Source organism: Steroidobacter flavus, assembly GCF_042651805.1.
Classification (GTDB): domain Bacteria; phylum Pseudomonadota; class Gammaproteobacteria; order Steroidobacterales; family Steroidobacteraceae; genus Steroidobacter; species Steroidobacter flavus.
The window spans coordinates 80,782-99,360 of sequence record NZ_JBHSDU010000003.1; the positions used below are offsets into that span (position 1 = coordinate 80,782).

The window sequence follows — 18,579 nt, forward strand, 5'->3', positions numbered from 1 at the left end:
GATTTGACAATATCTAACGCGCGCTCAGCGGATCCAACAAACATTCGAGAGACGGAAGTCCCGAGACGGAGTCGAGCGTGCGTAGTCGTATTTTGCTGGCGGCGGGAGTGCTGCTGGCGTCGTTTACCGTTCAAGCGGCCATGGACGTGCAATGGCGCACGACCACCTTCGGCACCGGCATTGGCGCCACCGGCATCTGGCCGGTCGACGCCGACCACGATGGCGACCTGGATTTCGTGCTCGGCGGCGGCTTTGCCTTCAGCCAGAACGCCACCTGGTCCATTGTTTCCTATGACGCCGCGGCCCACCGCTACGAGATCGCGTGGCAGAGCGTGGCGCCGGGCTCCCCGCCCTATCCCTACGATCAGAGCATTCAGGCGCTGCGCGTCGTCGAAACCGGCGGCACTCAGCGCGTTTGGATCGGTCGGGCCAATGGCACGGTCGACGTCGTCGACCTCGCCACGCGCGAGACGTTGCAAACGTTGAGTCCGAGCGGCGCCCTGGTGACTGACTTCGCCGTCGAGGACATCGACAACAACGGCGCGTTGGAAGTCGCAGTGGTCACACAGGCTCAAACGTTCCTATACAACGCACAAACGCTCGCCCTCGAACGAACGCTCGCTTATGGCGGCTCGCATGCCGCGGTCGGCAACATCGACAACGATGCCGAGCTCGAACTGGTGTTCAACACCGGCGCCGTGCTTCAGGTCGGCACCAGCAGCGTCACCGAGGAATGGGTTTCGTCGATCGCATTCGGCGAGCGCGTGGAACTGGCAGATATCGACGGCGACGGCCGCGACGAAATCGTCGGCGCCGACGCGTGGTATTTGATTCGTGCCTGGGACGCGGAGTTGCACTCGCTGAAGTGGAGCAAGGGTGTCTCTCTGGACATCAGCGCCTTCAAAGTGGTCGACGTGACCGGCGACAGCACCCCCGAAATCCTCTACGGCGACGGCCAGTGGGGCTACGTCCACGCGCTCGACGCGGCCACCCAGAACGAACTGTGGAATATTCAGAACGCCGACAGCGGCGTGACAAATATCGCGGTCTTCGATGCCGACGGCGACGGCGCTCGTGAGCTGCTGTTCGGCGCCGGCTGGCATTCGACCGGCCCCGATCATCTCAACGTGCACGACCTCGCCACGCAGGCACAGGAGTGGCAGAACACGATCTACTCCGGCCCCTACAGCGCCGTGGATATCGGCGACGTGGATGCAGACGGCCGGCTGGAAATGGTGATCGCCTCATATTCCGACTACGGCACCACTGATGGCGCGATCAGCATGATCCGCGTGTACGACGCCATCACCAACGAGCTCGAGTGGAGCAGCGTGGGCCAGACTTACTACGGCGGCCGCGCGCTCAAGCTGATCAATATCGATGCGGATCCACAGCTGGAAATCGCGCTGTCCGCGGACAATTCGATGATCGTCATCGACGGCCTCACCCATCAGGTGCAGAGCGAAACCCTTCACAGCGGATACACGACGCTAAGCGCGCTCGACGCCGCCGATCTGACCGGCGACGGCATTCCCGAAGTGATCGTCGGCAACATGGAGCAATCGACCGGCTCCACCGGCGCACGCGTGTACGTCATGGATCCGGTCAACGGCACAGTGATCTGGCAAAGCGCCGTGTTCGCAACCGGCTTTGCTCAGGTCACGGATGTGCTGGCCACCGACGTCGGTGCGCCGGGTCCCGACATCATCGGCGTTTCCTCACAGGTGCACGTGATTCGCTGGAGCGATCGTCGTCACATCTACAGCGCGGGCGCCAACTATCTCTCCGTGACTACAGGCGAAGTGGCACCGAACGCCGGAGTCGAGATTCTGGCCGGCAAGAACGCGGGCTCCCTCGACGTGCTCGACGGCGAAACGTTAGCGCTCATCGACACACACACTGTCTGCGCGACGCCGATCCGGGCCCTGGAAATGCAGGCCAGTAATCGAGTCCTGGTCGCCTGTGACGACCAACTGATCGTTTACGATCTGGCCACGCGGACCGCCATTGAATCGAAGGCCGCGGGCACCGTGTGGCTCGGCAGGTCCGGTAGCCTCGTGCGTAGCTCGATCAACGGTCGCGCTGTTGTGCTCGCCGGTGGCCTGCAAGCAGTGAAGTTCGTGGACGACAGCGGCAACAACGCCCCGCTGCTCACAGTCACGCCGGTCTCGGTGCATTGGCGTACGCCCACCGAGATGCAGCTGTCCGCGTCGGACGCGAACAACGACCCGCTGCGTTTTGAAATGCTGACGACGCCGCTCAGAGGCACAGCGATCTGGACCGATCAGGCCACCGGCAGATTGCGTTACTCCGGGAGCCTGGAAGGCGGCACGGGAACCGACACGGTTCGAGTTCGCGTCTCCGATGGATATCAATACTCCGACACGCAGACGCTGCAGATCACGGTGACCAACACGGGGCCCACCGCGACCGCGGCGGGACACGATCTGAATCCAGGCGCGACGACGATGAGCGGCCGATTCAGCGCGTCCGATCCGAATGGAGATCCGCTCACCTATTCGATCGTTCGTCAGCCCACGCGAGGCACGCTGACCTTCGACGCGACTGCTGGAACGTATCAATACGTCGGCACGGGCAGCCCGTCCCAGACGGACTCAGTGACGTTTGCCGTCAGGGATGGCTTGTCGCAGGCCGAAGCGACGGTTGAGTTCCGCTATGTCGCTGCAAGAAGCAGTGGTGGCGGCGGAGGTGGTGGAGCGTTTGGAGCGCTGATGCCCGCGCTGCTGGCTCTGATGGTGGGATTGAGGAGGCGAGCGCATCGCGCTCGCCTCACCTGAGCTTTTACTTGCGCTTCAGTGCCGCTGCGAACGCATCGGCCATCGCGCCGGCACCCACCGACTCTTCACGACGCGGCTGCTGCTGTTGACGCTGCGGTGGCCGTGAGTCGCGGTCGCGACGGAAATCGCCGGACGCGTTGTCACGAACGCGTTGTGCCGATTCGTCGAGACGCATGGTGAGAGCGATGCGCTTGCGCTGCTGATCGACTTCCAGCACTTTGACCTTCACCACGTCGCCGGCCTTCACCACTTCGCGCGGGTCCTTCACGAACTTGTTCGACATCATGGAGATGTGCACCAGGCCGTCCTGATGGACGCCGACGTCGACGAACGCGCCGAACGCGGTGACGTTGGTGACGACGCCTTCCAGGATCATGCCCTGTTGCAGATCCTTCAGCTCTTCGACGCCGTCCTTGAAGGTCGCGGTCTTGAACTCGGGGCGCGGGTCGCGGCCCGGCTTCTCGAGCTCCTTCAGAATGTCCTTCACCGTCGGCAAGCCGAACTTCTCGTCGGTGAACCTGGCGGGATCGACTTTCTTCAAGGTCGAGCCGTCGCCCAGCACTTCCTTCACGGGCTTCTTCAAGTCCGCGATGATGCGCTCGACCACCGGGTACGCTTCCGGGTGCACGGCTGACATATCGAGCGGATTGTCACCGTTCATCACGCGCAAGAAGCCGGCGGCTTGCTCGTACGTCTTGTCGCCGAGACGCGGCACCTTCTTCAAGCCCGCGCGATTCGCGAACGCGCCGTGCTCGTCGCGATAGCGAACGATGTTTTCAGCGAGCGTCGAGGACAAACCGGAGATGCGAGCCAGCAGCGCGGCCGACGCGGTGTTCACATCGACACCGACGGCGTTCACGCAATCCTCGACGACGGCGTCGAGGCTCTTGGCGAGCTTGGTCTGGCTCACGTCGTGCTGATACTGACCGACGCCGATGGACTTCGGATCGATCTTCACCAGCTCGGCGAGCGGGTCTTGCAGACGGCGCGCGATGGAAACAGCGCCACGCAAGCTCACGTCGAGATCCGGGAATTCCTTCGCCGCCAGCGCCGACGCCGAGTACACCGACGCGCCCGCTTCGGACACGACGATCTTGGTGAGCTTCAGATCCGGATGCAGCTTGATCAGCTCGCCGGCGAGCTTATCGGTCTCGCGCGAGGCGGTGCCGTTGCCGATGCTGATCAGATCGACGTTGTGTTTCTTGGCCAGCAGCGCGAGGTGAGCGATGGTCCGATCCCACTCATTACGCGGCACGTGCGGATAAACCGTCGCAGTCTCCAGCAGCTTGCCCGTGCGATCGACGATGGCAACTTTCACGCCCGTACGCAGGCCCGGGTCGAGGCCCATCGTGGCACGCGGACCGGCCGGAGCAGCGAGCAACAGATCGTGCAGATTGTGCGCGAAAACGCGAATCGCCTCTTCTTCCGAGCGCTCACGCAACGCCGTCAGCAGTTCAGCTTCCAACTGCCACGCGAGCTTGACCTGCCACGTCCAGCGAACGGTCTGCAGCAGCCACGCATCGGCGGGCTTCTTGCGATCGGCGATATTAAAGCGCGCAGAAATCTTCAGCTCGCACGCGTTGAACGGCGCCTGACCGGTCGCCGGCGGCGGCTGCATGTCTTCCGGCAGCTTCAGCGTCACCTTCAGCAGCTCTTCCTTGCGGCCACGGAACAGCGCCAGCGCGCGATGCGAAGGCACAGTCTTGAGCGTCTCGCTGTACGCGAAGTAATCGCGGAACTTCGCAGCCGGCTCTTCCTTGCCTTCGGCAACGGCTGACACCACGATGCCGTTGTCCTGCAGATGGGTGCGGAGGTTGTTCAGCAACTCGGCGTCTTCGGCGAATTGCTCGATCAGAATGGTGCGCGCCCCTTCGAGCGCCGCCTTCACGTCCACCACGCCCGGGTTGTCGTCACCCGCCGCGGTCTTGAACGCCGGCTTCAGGTACTTCGCAGCCTCGGTCTCGGGCGTCAGCGAATGATCGGCAAGCAGCGCTTCCGCCAGCACATCGAGCCCCGCCTCGCGCGCGATCTGCGCCTTGGTACGACGTTTCGGCTTGTACGGGAGGTACAAGTCCTCCAGACGCTGCTTGGTGTCGGCCGCCTCGATGCTGGCACGCAGTTCAGGTGTCAGCTTTTTCTGCTCATCGATGCTGGCGATGATGGCCGCGCGGCGCTCTTCCAGCTCGCGCAGGTAGCCCAGCCGCTCCTCCAAAGTACGCAGCTGCGTGTCGTCCAGTCCCCCTGTCGCCTCTTTGCGATAGCGCGCGATGAACGGCACCGTCGCGCCTTCATCCAGCAGCGCCACGGCGGCGATGACCTGCTCTGGTTTAGCCGACAATTCGGCGGCAATGCGGGATTGAATCGACGGCAGCGGCATCAGGTCCGGTCCACAGAGCGAAAACGAAGGCGCGCACTATGAAGAACGAGCCCCGCCGCCACAAGCCTTGAGATTCGCGCCTGACTGGTCTAAGCAAAGTTCTGTCATTGGCTGCCTGAACCAGGGTCGGCGGCTCGCCCCTACCGCTACACTCGGCAAGCGTTACAACAAGTAACTCGTCGACGGAACGCGGGGGATTTCACTGTGCGGATACAACCATTTAGCGCACGCGCCTGGAGCCTGGTCGCGCTGGCAATGCTGGTCACGGTCGCGGCCCAGGCACGCAACCTGTCGCTGCCCGAAACCAAGCCGGAAAGCGTCGGCTTCTCTTCGGAGCGCCTGAAGCGGCTCGATGCCGGCATGAAAGCCGTCGTCGATAGCAAACAACTGGCCGGCATCGCCACAGTGGTCGCGCGTCGCGGCCAGGTCGTGCAGCAGATGACGTACGGGCAAGCCGACGCGGCCGGCGGCAAGCCCATGCAGATGGACTCCATCGTGCGCATCTACTCGATGACCAAGCCCATCACTGGCGTCGCGATGATGATGTTGTACGAGGAAGGCAAGTGGAAACCTTCCGATCCGATCTCGCGCCACATTCCCGAGTTCAAGGATCTGAAAGTGTTCGCGGGCAACGGCCCCGACGGCCAGCTCACCTTCGTCGCGCCGACTCACGCGCCCACGATGGGCGAACTGATGTCGCACACCGCCGGTTTCACTTATGGAGTGTTCGGCGCCACGCCGGTGGACAAGCTGTATCAGCAGTCGGCGCCGCTCAGCGCGGGGTCGCTGCAGGAATTCATCGATCGTGTGGCCAAGCTGCCGCTGCTGTATCAACCCGGCGAAGGTTGGGTTTACAGCGTCGGCGTCGACATTCAGGGCTACTTGGTGGAGAAGCTGTCTGGCAAGCCCTTCCCCGAGTTCCTGCGCGAGCGCATCTTCGAGCCGTTGAACATGACCGACACCGCGTTCCACGTGCCGGCGAACAAGATGTCGCGGCTCGCCACGATTTATCAGTGGGGCAACGACGGCCTCAGCGCCATGCCTCACGATAAAGGCGTGAACGAGCCGCCTGGCCTGCCCTCCGGCGGTGGCGGCCTCTACTCCACCGCGGCGGACTATCTGCGCTTCGTTCAGATGCTGGCGAACCAAGGTCAGCTCGACGGCAAGCGCCTGCTCGCGCCGAGCACAGTCGCGCTGATGACGGCCAATCACGTGCCCGAAGGCGTGAAGAATCAGAACGGCAAGTTCGGCATCGGCAACTACCGCATGCAGCCGGGCTTCGGCTTCGGGTTCGACGTGGCGATCTTTGAAGAGCCGCTGGAAGTCGGCAGCCCTACGGGCAAGGGCACTTATCTTTGGGATGGCCTCGCCGGCACCTGGTTCTGGATCGATCCCACCAACGACGTGGTGTTCCTCGGCATCATCCAGCGCCGCGGCAGTCCACCGAACACGCCGAACATCGAAGATCTGTCGCGCCAGCTGACTTTCCAGGCTCTGGTCGAGCCCGCCAAGTGAAACGAAGGGCGGGAGCATCGCGCTCCCGCCCCTGCTGCGTCAGAACTTCTGCCCGAACTTCACACCGATCGTGCGCGGTTGATTGGTGACGATGTAGGGCTTCGTGCACATCTCCTCACGACACTGCGCAAAGCGTGTGATGTCGGCACGCTTGTCGAAGGCGTTGTTCAGAAACACCTGCGCCGTCCACGAGTCCTTGCCGAAACCGATCGAGAAGTCGGCGAGACCGTAGGCTTTGTTCTTGCCGAGAATGCCTTCGTCGAACGCCGTGAGTGCCGCGCGACTTTCGGATTGGTACACGAAGGCCGCTTGCGCGAAGGCATCCAGCGAGCCCATCTCGAAACGATAGCGACCGGTGAGATTGGCTTTGTAATCCGGCACGACCGGCAGCTCCGTCCCATCTTTCGCACCTCGCAGCACGTCAGGACCGCCGTAAGGATCGGGCGCGAGACATTCGCTCAGCGGCAACGGCTGCCCCGCTCCATCGAGCAGCTCGCAGAAATCGCCGCGCAGCTTGGCATCGAGCACCGACAGACCGCCCGAGATCAGGAAACTCTCGGTGGCGGCGAACTCCAGATCGGTTTCGATGCCTTTGATGCGGGCACCGCCGGCGTTGGTGATATTGGTCAGACCGTTCTCGCCCGTGAACGAGAATTGGAAATCGTCCCAATCGAGCATGAACACCGCGCCGTTGAAGCGCAGGCGGTTGTCCATCCAGGTGGTCTTCCAACCCACTTCGTAGTTCTTCAGATAATCGGCATCGTACGGCGGGAACGTGCCGCGACGATTGACGCCGCCCGGCCGGAACCCTTTGGAGTACGTCACGTACACCATGCGATCGTCATCGAACTTGTAAGTGAGATTGACCTTGGGCGTGATGCCGTCGTCCTTGACGGATTTGTCCAGGTTCTTGCAAGGCGCCGTATTGACGGCGCTGTAAGGCACCCAGCTGGAGCGATCCCCGACCTCGTCGCCGGCGACCAGACTACACAGCGCTTCGCCGCTGCTACCGCTGCTGCTGTAGCCCTCGCCATAACCGAAGAAGCCCGCCAGTGAGTTCTCGGCTTTGAACCAACGCGCGCCGCCGGTCAGCGTCAGCTTTTCTGTGATGTCGAAACTGAGTTCGCCGAACACCGCGTAGTCGCGATCCACGCGCTTCTGCTCGGTCAGCCAGATCGTGTCGGGCCAGTCTGTGACTTCATAGACTGGCGTCAGGTTATCGATCTTGTAGCGTTGTTCGATGCCATGCTCCTGGCGCTGGTAGAACAAGCCGCCGACGAAACGCACCCGTTTATCGCCGGGCGTAGACAATCGGAATTCGTGGCTTTGCCGCTTGTAACGATCCTTGCCCTGGATGTACTGCGTCGGCTCGATGGTGTCGCCGGCGTCGTTGTAGACGGTGTATCCGTACGAGATGTCATAGAACAGCGAGTAATCGGAATAGTCCTGCTGGGTGTCCACATCGCGCTTGAGATAAGAGCCTGCGTACACCACGTCGAGATTGGCGATCTTGCCTTCGACCGTGAGTGCCGCTTGCGTCCAGCGATCGTCGGACGTCTCCGGTCGATAGCGCGCCACTTTCAGATCGCCCAGACTGGGATCGTAAGCAAACGCGCCGTTCGACTCCTGCTGCTGATGCATCAGGGTCGGAGTAATGGTCCAGCTGTCATTCAAGTCCACGCGCAAAGCGGCACGCGCGCCGTAGGTTTCTACATCGTTGTAATCTTTCTTGGCGCGGTCGGCGTTGTTGATGGTGATGTCCGCGGTGGGATAGAAACGATCCCGTGCGACATTGCTGATATAGCCGGCGTCGCGCTTGCCCCAACCGACGAGTCGGATCGCGGCATTTTCGCTCACCGGCAGATTGGCGAAGCCCTCGGCGACGTAGCCGGTCTCGCCATCGAGCATGTTGCCTTCGATGTCGTAGCCCGCCACGAACTTCGACGGATCGGGCTTGTTGGTGATGATACGAATCGTGCCCGCTTGCGAGCTGGCGCCGTACAGCGTGCCCTGCGGCCCTGCCAGCGCCTCGACCCGCTCGATGTCATAAACGTGCACATCGAGCGCGCCTTGAATCGTGGTGATGGGCTGCTCGTCGAGATAGATACCCACGGAAGGCATCGAGCCCGAGTGGTTACCGTTGTCACCGCTGCTGACGCCGCGGAAGAACACTCGCGAAAACCCCGGGCCAAGCGAGGTGTAAGACAGGCTGGGTAGAAACTTGGCGTAATCGGCGAAATCCGTTACGTGCAATTCTTCCAGCTTCGCGGTGCCGAGCGCGGTGATACTGACCGGCACCTCCTGCAGATTCTCCTGCCGCTTCTGAGCGGTGACGATCACCTGCTCGAGTACCGCGCCTTCGTTGGCTTGTTGCGCCGACGCCTGCGACAGCGTCACGGACAGCGCGGCGGCCAATGGAACCGACATCGATCTTCGGCGACTGTGCCGAAGTTTGTGAGCATGCAAGCGACGTTCAACCATCTTGCTCTCCCCATGTTGTAGCCGCGGGTCCACGCGGCTCCTTTTGATGACTCAGTCGAGTTAATCAGCGTGTCGAAACATCTCCGGAACGGCGGGATACGACTCGAGCACCGGCCCGAGCGCCCGCTTCAAAGGCTCCAGCCAGGATTCATAGTGCTGCCAGTGGTCGACGCCGTCGCGATAAATGGGACGGCGAACCTGCTCCGAGCTGGCCGTGCGCACGGCACGATCGTTCTCATAAAAGCGCAGGCAGCGCTCATCGAACGGCAGGCCACAGTAGTCGAGCAGACGACGCACTTCGCGCTCGGTGTCGTCGACCAGGGTCTCGTAAATCACTCGATGCACGCGCCCCGGCAACACCGCGTCGAAATGCGCCATCAGCTCGACGTAGTCGCGGTAGTAGCGACCGATATCGTCGAGCCCATACGTGAAATGCTGGCCGCGCGCGAAATGCTGCTTGAAGCCCGAGAAGCAGCAGCCCAACGGATGGCGTCGCGCATCGATGATCTTGGCCCGCGGCAGGATCAGTTGGATCAAGCCGATGTGCGCGAAGTTGTTCGGCATCTTGTCGATGAAGAACGGCGCATCGGTCTTGCGCTGGATGCGCGTGTTCGCGATGTATTCATCGCCGAGTGCGCGCAACTGATCGGCGGACAGCTCGGCCAACACTTCGGGATACTTCGACACCTCGGCTCGCACCCGACGGCCGCCGAGCGAGCGCGCCATATCGATGATGTCGGGCAACTCCATCGTGCCCTCGACCAGGGGATGGCTGGAAAGAATCTGCTCCAGCAACGTCGAGCCCGCTCGCGGCAAGCCGACGATGAAAATCGGATCCGGCGCGCTCGAGCCCCAGCCTTGGCGCGCGGCGAAGAACTCGGGCGTGAACAACTGTTTCGAGCGATGTGTCTTCTCGGACGTCTCATCGGCGTCGTACTGAACCAGCTCCCGCCGCAACCGATTGCCCTGCTCATAGTGCTCGAACGACTTCGCATAATCGTGCGCGTCTTCGAATGCCTTGCCGAGCGAGAAATGAAAGTGGAAACGGTCCTCGGCACTCAGCTCATTTCGTTGCAACTGCGCCTGCATGCCAACGACATCCCGCTCGTTGAAACGGAATGTTTTCAGATTCGCCAGACTCCAATACGCCTCGCCGAGTTGCGGAGACAGCTCGATGGCACGGCGATAGGTCGCCACGCATTCGCTCTGCTGACCTGCCGCCTTCAGCGCGTGTCCATAACTCATCCAGACCTTGGCGTTGCTCGGATATTCCTTCACTACGCCGGCATAGATCTTCAGGGCGCGATCGTAGTCTCCGGTTCGGCCCAGCACGGCGGCCAGCAGATTGCGATATCCGGGATTGCGCGGATCGGCGGCGAGCAAACGATCGAGCTGCTGCAGCGATTGCGCCAGCTTGTTCTGTCGCTGCAGAACGAACGCGTAGTTGTGACGCGCGCCGGTGAAACTCGGCGCGAGCTCGAGACAGCGCTCGAGCAAGACTTCCGCATCGGCGTAGCGACCGAGTCGCGCGGCGACTTCGGCAAGCATGCGAATCGCCGCGACATCGGTGGGATGCTGCTTCAAATGCTCACGAAGCAAAGCTTCGGCGACGGGAATGCGATTGTCTGCCAACGCCACGCCCGCTTCGAGCAAGCGCGGATCGCGAGTGGAGAATCGAATGTGCTGCGCGTACGCGTGGTCGGCGCCTGCGGTATCGCCGGCAACAGTGAGATGATCGGCCAGCGTTCGCCACGCGTCCGGCAAATCAGGCTTCAACTCGACGGCCCGGCGCAAGGCCGCGATCGCTTCATCGCCCTGCCCCGTGGCACTGTATGCAAGGCCCAGTAGAAACTGTGCCAGCGGTTGTCGGGGAATGACCTTTAAAATCTCCCGCGCCTGCTCGGCAGCCGCGGACGGGTCATGATCCAGCAAATGCCGGGTATGCGCGAGGGCGATCTCCAGGGTTCCTACCGGTTCCGGTGTTGCGCTCATTCGTCAGCTGGCCAGTGACAACGCAATGTCCCCGCTGTGATCATAACGCCGCTCACACCCGATTCTGCAAATGCATTGAGAAGTCTTCATGCCTGCCGCCCCATTCAGCTTCCGACTCGAATGCATCGAAAGTCCCGTTGGCGACATGCTGGTGGTGGCCGATGAGCAGGGGCGTTTGCGCGCGTTGGGCTGGGCCGATCTGGAAGAACGGCTCAAGCGGACGCTGACGGTGCTGTACGGCGACCTGAAACTCCAGACTCGGCCGGTGGCGCCCGCGATCAGAGAAGCCTTGCTCGCCTATCTCGAAGGCAAGTTGGATGCCATCGATCAAATTCGCATCGAAACCGGCGGCACCGCCTTTCAACGCTCGGTGTGGCAAGGGCTGCGCAGTATTCCAGTCGGCACCACGATGAGCTATGGCGACTTCGCCGCGCGCATCGGTCGCCCTAAAGCCGTGCGCGCCGTCGGTCATGCGAACGGCTCCAATCCCATCTGTATCGTCGTGCCGTGCCATCGTTTGATCGGTGCCGATGGCTCGCTCACCGGCTACGGCGGCGGCCTGCCCCGCAAACGCTGGCTGTTGAATCACGAAGCAGCAGCGCAAGGCAGGCTGATCTGATAGATTTTCGCGCTTCGATTTTTCGTCGCACGGATATCACAACTAATGCAGCACGCTCATGCGCGCGGCGCCTCGCGTCGCCCGGTCATGATTCCTTTGCTGGGGTTCCTGCTGAGTGCCTGCGCGACCGCGCCACAGTCGCAGACACCGACGCCGCAAGCAACCCCTGCTCCATCGACACCCGCACCGTATACATCGACGTATCAAGCGCCGGCATCAGGGCCGACACTGATTCGCGGTGCGACCGTGCTGACTGGTACGGGCACACGCATCGACAACGGCGATGTGCTGATTGTCGACGGCAAGATCTCCGCGGTCGGTACACAACTGACGGCCCCCGCCGGCGCCAAAATCATTGAAGCGAACGGTCGCTGGGTCACGCCCGGCTTGATCGACGTGCACTCTCACCTCGGCGTGTATCCCAGCCCGGGCGTCGACGCACACAGCGACGGCAACGAAATGGTCGATCCCGTGACCGCGCAAGCCTGGGCCGAACATGCCATCTGGCCGCAAGACCCCGGCTTTGAGACCGCGCTCGAAGGCGGCATTACCTCCCTGCAAATTCTGCCCGGCTCGGGCAATCTGATCGGCGGCCGCGGCGTCACCGTAAAAAACGTGCACACCACGACCTATCAGGCGATGAAATTCCCCGGCGCCCCGCAAGGCTTGAAGATGGCGTGCGGCGAGAATCCCAAAGGATTCTATGGCAGTAAGGGTCAAGCGCCGATGACGCGCATGGGTAACGTGGCCGGCTATCGCCAGGCGTTCGCCGATGCCCAGGCCTATCGCGAGGAGTGGAACAAATATCGTCGCGAGCTGGCCGAGTACGAAAAGAAACAAAAGGACTCGTCCGGCAAGAAGAAGGACGAGGACGCCAAGCCGCCTTCACCGCCCAAGCGCGACCTGAAATCGGAAACGCTGGTCGGCGCTATGAACGGCGAGATCCTGGTGCACATCCACTGCTATCGCTCCGACGAGATGGCCATCATGATCGACCTGGCCAAGGAATTCGGCTTCAAGATCGCCGCGTTCCACCACGCCGTCGAGGCCTACAAGATCGCCGACGTGCTCGCTCAAAACAACATCTGCGGCGCCGAGTGGGCCGACTGGTGGGGCTTCAAGATGGAAGCGTTCGATGGCGTGCTGGAAAACCTCGCGCTCACCGACATGCCCAAGAACAGCTGCGCCATCGTCCACTCCGATTCGGCCGAAGGTATACAACGACTCAATCAGGAAGCCGCCAAAGCCATGACTTATGGCAACCGCATGGGCCTCGCCATTTCGCGCGAGCATGCGATCACGTGGCTCACGTCGAACGCCGCGAAGGCGCTCGGCATCGACAAAGTCACCGGCACGCTCGAAGCCGGCAAGATGGGCGACGTGGTGATCTGGAACGGCGATCCCTTCAGCGTGTACGCGCTCGCCGAGCAGGTGTTCATCGACGGCACGCTGGCCTACGACCGCGCCAATCCGCCGACGAAACCCGCCTCGGATTTCTTGTTGGGCCAGTATGAGACCGCTGTGAAAGGGAGCGCGCAATGAAAGCTCTGATCGCCTCTGTGCTGGCCCTGAGCGCCAGCAGCGCTGCTCTCGCGCAAGATGTTTTGATTCGCGGCGCGACGGTCTATACGTCGACGGCCAAAGGCACGCTCACGAACACTGACGTGCTGATTCGCGACGGCAAGATCCACTCCATCGGCAACGGGCTATCCTCCGATGGCACCGTGATCGACGCGAAAGGTCGCGCACTGACGCCCGGCATGTTCGCTGGCCTCAGCACCATCGGCATCCAGGAAGTCTCACAGGAATCGACTACCGACGACGCCTCCATCGGTCTCGGCGCGCCCGCCTATGAGATGCAGTGGCGGCCGGAGTTCGACGTGTCCGCCGCTTATAACGGTCGCTCGGTGCTCGTGCCCGTCACGCGCATCGAAGGCATGACCTGGACCGTGCTGAATCCCGGCATCGCCAGCAGCGGCAACTTCCTCGCCGGCCAAGGCGCGGGTGTAACGCTCGATGGTCGACAGGACGCCGTGCTCGATGGCAGCCGCTCGCTGTTCATCAATCTCGGCGGCGGGATGAACTCACATTCCGGTGGCAGCCGCGCGGCACAGTGGATGGTGCTCGAACAGGCCGTGCATGAAACGCGCAATCGGGTCGCCGATCAGAAGACGCTGATGCATCCGCTGGGTCGCGAAGTGTTTGCTCGTTATTTGTCCGGCGGGCGAGTGATCTTCAACGTCGACCGCGCCGGTGAAATCGTCAAGACAATCGCGTTCGCCAAGCGTTACGGCATCAAGCCTGTGATCGCAGGTGGCGCCGAAGCGTGGGTCGTTGCCGATCAGCTCGCCGCAGCGAAAGTGCCGGTGATCGTCGATGCGCTCAACAATCTGCCGAACTCGTTCGACCAGATCGGCTCGCGCCTCGACAACGCCGCGCTGCTTCACAAAGCCGGCGTGAAGATCACGTTCACTCAATTCGAAGACAGCCACAACGCTCGCAAGGTCCGCCAGACTGCCGGCAATGCCGTCGCGCATGGCATGCCGAAGGAAGCAGCGATCACCGCGCTGACCGCCGATGCCGCCGAGATCTTCGGCCTCGGCGCCACTCGCGGTCATATCGCCGCCGGCCAGGTGGCCGACGTGGTGTTGTGGAGCGGCGATCCGCTCGATGTCACCAGCCTCGCCGACCAGGTCTGGATCGCTGGCCGCCCGATCGACATGCGCTCACGCCAGACCGACCTGCGCGATCGTTACTTCGAACGCCTGAAGCGCGCGACCGCGAACTGAGCGGTCAACCTCGCGAGAGGTGGTGCGTTGATGGGAGGAAGCGCTGGGCTGTGCCAGCGCTTCACCCGGATACTGAGGAAAGCACCATGTCTCGCTTGTTTGTATCGTCCGCCCTGCTCATTTTGTTAAGTGCGCCCGCGATGGCGCAGATGCGCGGCGAAGGCGTCTTCGAACGCGCCGACTCCAACCACGACGGCTCCGTCACACGCGAAGAATTCCTCGCCGCCCGCGCCGAGCACTTCGCCAAACTCGACCGCAACTCGGACGGCTACCTCGATAGCGCCGACGCTCCCAAACGCCGCGGCGGAGACTTTCTGACTGGCCAGTTTGACACTGACGGCAACGGCAAGGTCAGCAAGGAAGAGTTCGTGAACGGCCCGACCACACTGTTCGACCGCTCCGACGCCGACAAGAACAACGTGCTCGATGCGAAGGAACTTGCCGCGGCAAAAGAAGCAATGAAAGAGAAAGGCGACGGGTGGCGCAATCGGAAGCGTCAGTGAGGCGCTACGGCGCCCCGCTCCAAATCGCATCGTTCTTCATCGAAGAAACAAACACCACCCGCGCATTCAACCCTGCGCGGGCCATCCCATCGACCTCATACAGCGATTCGAACGACTCAGCCCCGGACGCCCGACGAGCAATCTCATCGACACCCGTGCGACGTGACAACGTCTCGGCGACATGCATCACGCCGTTATCGCGCGTCCCTGAAATAACAACGATCCGATTCCCATTCGGTCCAGCAAACGTGGAGAAATAACCGAAGTCGCGAAAGGCTCCGCCCTCCGGTCCCATCGGCATCGCTGTGCTCACATAGTCAGTCCCCGTCTGCGAGTCGTGCAGCTCATCGAACGACCCGCCCAACGCCAGCCTCGACTGCGCGAACACTCGATCGGCCAACATGCCCATGCCGCTGATGTAACCGACGTAAACCACATGTGTCGACTTGAGCAGCCTCGGGTCGAGCGCCGACAGCAACGTCACTCGCACCTGCTTGCCGGCATTCAACACCGGCACCAGATCCTGCAAAGCGAAGGCGCTCGCCGCCGGCAAATACGTCAGATCCAGATTTCGATAGTTCGCCATCTGCCCCGCATTGAGCTGCAGATGATCCAGAAAGTCCTGATTGGAGTTGATGTAGAACTCGCGCACCAGCCGTTCGACATTGCCCGCCTGGTCCACTTCGCCGAGCAAAAAGTAGTCGCCCACCACCAGCGTGATCGGCAAGTCATCGTCCAGCAGCGGCCCCCAGACCGCGCTATGACGAACGGCGTCCAAATCTCGATCCGTCGGATTCGACGTGACCGCATACGTCAGCACGACGCCCACGATGAACGCAGCCACCGCCACCAACGCCGGCTTCAACCATTCTCGCCGCGTGAGCCGACTCGTTGGCAGCACCTCCACCGACGGCTCAATGACCTCAGCCACGGGCGCAACCGCCGTCGATGGCTCGAGCACCAATCGGTACTCGCCCTTCGGAATAGTGATGCGACTGTCGTAAGGCGTCAGCGAGCGCGCCGCGAACTCCTCGAGCCGACGCCTCAGCTTGTGGACGTAAACGCGAACCACCGAGTCCTGCGCCACGTCGAAGTTCGCCCCCTTGCCGAAAACCTGCAGAGCGATCTCGATCTCTTTCGGCACCTCGCCGCTCAACGAGCGCGACAACAGAAAATCGAACAGGCGCGACAACGCCCCCGGCTTGCCGAGCAAGCCGCTGGCGCGGAACTGCTCCGCCTGCCTCTGCAGCTCCTCGACCGCTGTCATGCTGAACGCCACACCACCCCCGCTCATGGCCACGATACTAGGAGTTTTAACGTTAAGTAACGTCATTGGAAACAGTAAATTACTGGAGAAGAGCGCGGTTCGCTAACTAGTCTGGTCCCGACTAGTTTGCCCGAGCCTGCCGGTGCCGAGCGGTAACGCACCGGTTACGAATCAGTCTGAATCTTTCCCTGGGGACTCCCTTGCTTCGCCATAGCCGACTCGCAGCCTCGCTGCTCACCCTGGCTTCCACCGTCTCGTTCGCTCAAGACGACCCGCTGGAGGAGATCCTGGTGACTGCCCGGAGCATCGAAGAGACGCTGCCGGTGGAACTGGCCCGCTATGGCCACGACGTGGAATACGTCAGCGCCGATCGCGTGCGTGCGGCGGGCTATGTCGATGTCAGCACCGCCCTGCAGTTCGAAGTGCCCGGCCTGTACGTCTCCCCGGGGAGCGGACCGTTCGACTATGTGGACGTGTCGCTGCAAGGCTCGCGGCCGGGCGACGTGCTGTGGCTGGTCGACGGCGTGCGCATCAACAACCGCATCTTCAACGACACCAGCCCCGACACCCTGCCGGCCAACATGGTCGAGCGCATCGAAGTGCTGAAAGGCGGCGAGAGCCTGTTCTACGGAACGCAGGGCGTGGCCGGTGCCATCAATGTCGTGACCCGCAGCTTCTCCGACGAGCCCGGCGGCAACGTCGCCGTGAACTACGATGGCAACGACGGCTACCAAATCGCAGGCTACGGTCGCGGCGCCATCGGCCGGCACAAGTTCGTGGTGTACAGCTCGAAGAACGAAGGCGACGATTACCGGCAGTTCGCGCACTTCGAGCCCAGCGCCACCGACCGTGACCGCAGTTACAACGTGACCAATGCCGGCCTGAAATACGGCCTGGACTTCACCGACTCGCTGCGACTCGACCTGCTCTATCACCACACCGACGCCACGCTCGACAACAACAGTGCGGCTCGCACCAAGCGCAGCTACAACGATCGCAATGAAGACATCGTCAGCGCCAAGCTCGCTTACGACGCCAGCGACCAGGTGCAGTTGCTGGTCAAAGCGTATCTGCACGACTGGGACACGACCTACGCCAACATCCAGAACGATCCCGCGACCGGCGAGGAAGTCGTGCTATATCCGCCTGGCACTTACTGGGGCTTTCATGACTACGGCGGCAGTGCGCTCGTGAAGATCCGACCGGGCGGCCAGGTCGACTATCACGTCGGCTACGACTATCAGAACTACAAGGCGCGCGACGATGTGTTCCCCATCGCCGGCGAGACCGAGACCGTGCATGCATTCTTTGGTGAAGTGCGCACGGCGGAGAATGCATTCGAGAAGATCGCAGCGGCCGCCGGCGTTCGTTACAACCGCGGCAGTGGCGGCAAGAACGCGACGGTGTGGAACGTCAGTAGCCGCTACACATTGAGCAATGCCCTGTACGTCGAAGGTGTCGTCGCAACGGCGTTCCTGCTGCCGAGCGCGGAGCAGCTTTACTACATCGGCATCGACGACTACGCCGGCAATCCGGACCTGCAACCCGAGGAAAGCAAGAATCTGAATGTTTCCATCGGCGGCAACATTCCGCTGAGCGAAGGCGCCGCAATGGCGTGGCAACTCACCGGTTTCGCGCGCAACGTCGACAATCTCATCGATGTCGGCGACGGGACCGATCAGTTCCCCAACGGTCGCTATCAGAATCTGCCTGGCGAAGTGCAGGTTCGTGGCGCCGAAGCTTCGATCAGTGCGCCGCTCGGCCGCGTCTTCAGAACGAGCCTGAGCTACACCTACAGTCAGTCCCGCCCAGAGGGCTCGGATCTGCAAATCGCGCGACTCCCGGAGAGCTACGCGAAAGGATCGCTGCAATTCACGCCTGCTCGGTTGCCGCTGGACGCGAGCGCGACGGTCAATTGGGTCGGCAATGTGTATCAGTCTGTCAGCGGCTTCGGTCGCCGCAACTACGGCAACTACTTCGTCCTCAACCTCGCCGGACGCTACTACGTCGACGATGCGCGTCGCCATCGTATCGGAGTGAACTTACAGAACGTGTTCGATGAGGAATACGCGACTCGCTTGAGCTCCGCTCGGCGCGACGACGGCTCGGGCTCATTCATCGCCGAGCGCCTCGGCGTGCCGAGAACCTACGGTGTGAGCTACACATACGAGTTCTGACGATGATTCGCTGGCTGCTCCCTGCCGTTGAGCAACATCAGCGCAATGCGCCAACCGACCG

The 18,579-nt window shown here is 62.1% G+C and carries 11 protein-coding genes; 7 read left to right on the forward strand and 4 right to left on the reverse strand.

From position 1 onward, the window contains the following. Positions 1 to 77 precede the first annotated feature (77 nt). Positions 78 to 2,798, forward strand: a complete 2,721-nt coding sequence (locus ACFPN2_RS05825) for an Ig-like domain-containing protein (protein WP_380595693.1) — start codon at positions 78 to 80, stop codon at positions 2,796 to 2,798. A 4-nt stretch (positions 2,799 to 2,802) separates the two neighbouring features. Here the strand turns inward: ACFPN2_RS05825 and ACFPN2_RS05830 are convergent, their stop codons facing one another. Then, entirely contained in the window at positions 2,803 to 5,175 is a 2,373-nt protein-coding gene (locus ACFPN2_RS05830; protein ID WP_380595694.1) for a Tex family protein, read from the reverse strand. Positions 5,176 to 5,379: 204 nt separating this feature from the next. On the opposite strand from ACFPN2_RS05830, the gene ACFPN2_RS05835 reads away from it, so the two are divergent. Further along, positions 5,380 to 6,690 (forward strand): serine hydrolase domain-containing protein, encoded by a 1,311-nt coding sequence (locus tag ACFPN2_RS05835; protein WP_380595695.1) that lies wholly within the window; start codon positions 5,380 to 5,382, stop codon positions 6,688 to 6,690. Positions 6,691 to 6,729: 39 nt separating this feature from the next. On the opposite strand, the gene ACFPN2_RS05840 is transcribed toward ACFPN2_RS05835, so the two are convergent. Together ACFPN2_RS05840 and ACFPN2_RS05845 are read right to left on the reverse strand one after the other, a co-directional pair. Then, positions 6,730 to 9,117, reverse strand: a complete 2,388-nt coding sequence (locus tag ACFPN2_RS05840) for a TonB-dependent receptor (RefSeq protein ID WP_380595696.1) — start codon at positions 9,115 to 9,117, stop codon at positions 6,730 to 6,732. Between the two features lie 114 nt (positions 9,118 to 9,231). After that, positions 9,232 to 11,163 (reverse strand): tetratricopeptide repeat-containing sulfotransferase family protein, encoded by a 1,932-nt coding sequence (locus ACFPN2_RS05845; protein WP_380595697.1) that lies wholly within the window; start codon positions 11,161 to 11,163, stop codon positions 9,232 to 9,234. Positions 11,164 to 11,251: 88 nt separating this feature from the next. On the opposite strand from ACFPN2_RS05845, the gene ACFPN2_RS05850 reads away from it, so the two are divergent. The 4 genes from ACFPN2_RS05850 to ACFPN2_RS05870 all read left to right on the forward strand — a co-directional run bounded on the left by ACFPN2_RS05850 (position 11,252) and on the right by ACFPN2_RS05870 (position 15,074). Further along, positions 11,252 to 11,782: a methylated-DNA--[protein]-cysteine S-methyltransferase gene (locus ACFPN2_RS05850; protein WP_380595698.1), complete on the forward strand. Its 531-nt coding sequence runs from the start codon at positions 11,252 to 11,254 to the stop codon at positions 11,780 to 11,782. Positions 11,783 to 11,827: 45 nt separating this feature from the next. Next, positions 11,828 to 13,324 carry an amidohydrolase gene (locus tag ACFPN2_RS38525; protein WP_417774530.1) on the forward strand — a complete coding sequence of 499 codons (1,497 nt, stop codon included), beginning with the start codon at positions 11,828 to 11,830 and terminating at the stop codon, positions 13,322 to 13,324. Then, entirely contained in the window at positions 13,321 to 14,571 is a 1,251-nt protein-coding gene (locus tag ACFPN2_RS05865) for an amidohydrolase family protein (RefSeq protein ID WP_380595699.1), read from the forward strand. Before ACFPN2_RS38525 ends, ACFPN2_RS05865 begins: the two co-directional genes overlap by 4 nt. 140 nt (positions 14,572 to 14,711) lie before the next feature. Then, entirely contained in the window at positions 14,712 to 15,074 is a 363-nt protein-coding gene (locus ACFPN2_RS05870) for an EF-hand domain-containing protein (protein ID WP_380595700.1), read from the forward strand. A 4-nt stretch (positions 15,075 to 15,078) separates the two neighbouring features. Here the strand turns inward: ACFPN2_RS05870 and ACFPN2_RS05875 are convergent, their stop codons facing one another. After that, on the reverse strand, positions 15,079 to 16,341 hold the full coding sequence (locus ACFPN2_RS05875; RefSeq protein ID WP_380595701.1) for a hypothetical protein: 1,263 nt from the start codon (positions 16,339 to 16,341) through the stop codon (positions 15,079 to 15,081). A gap of 200 nt (positions 16,342 to 16,541) precedes the next feature. On the opposite strand from ACFPN2_RS05875, the gene ACFPN2_RS05880 reads away from it, so the two are divergent. Beyond that, a complete protein-coding gene (locus ACFPN2_RS05880) occupies positions 16,542 to 18,518 on the forward strand; it encodes a TonB-dependent receptor plug domain-containing protein (RefSeq protein WP_380595702.1) in 1,977 nt (658 codons plus the stop codon). Positions 18,519 to 18,579 lie beyond the last annotated feature (61 nt).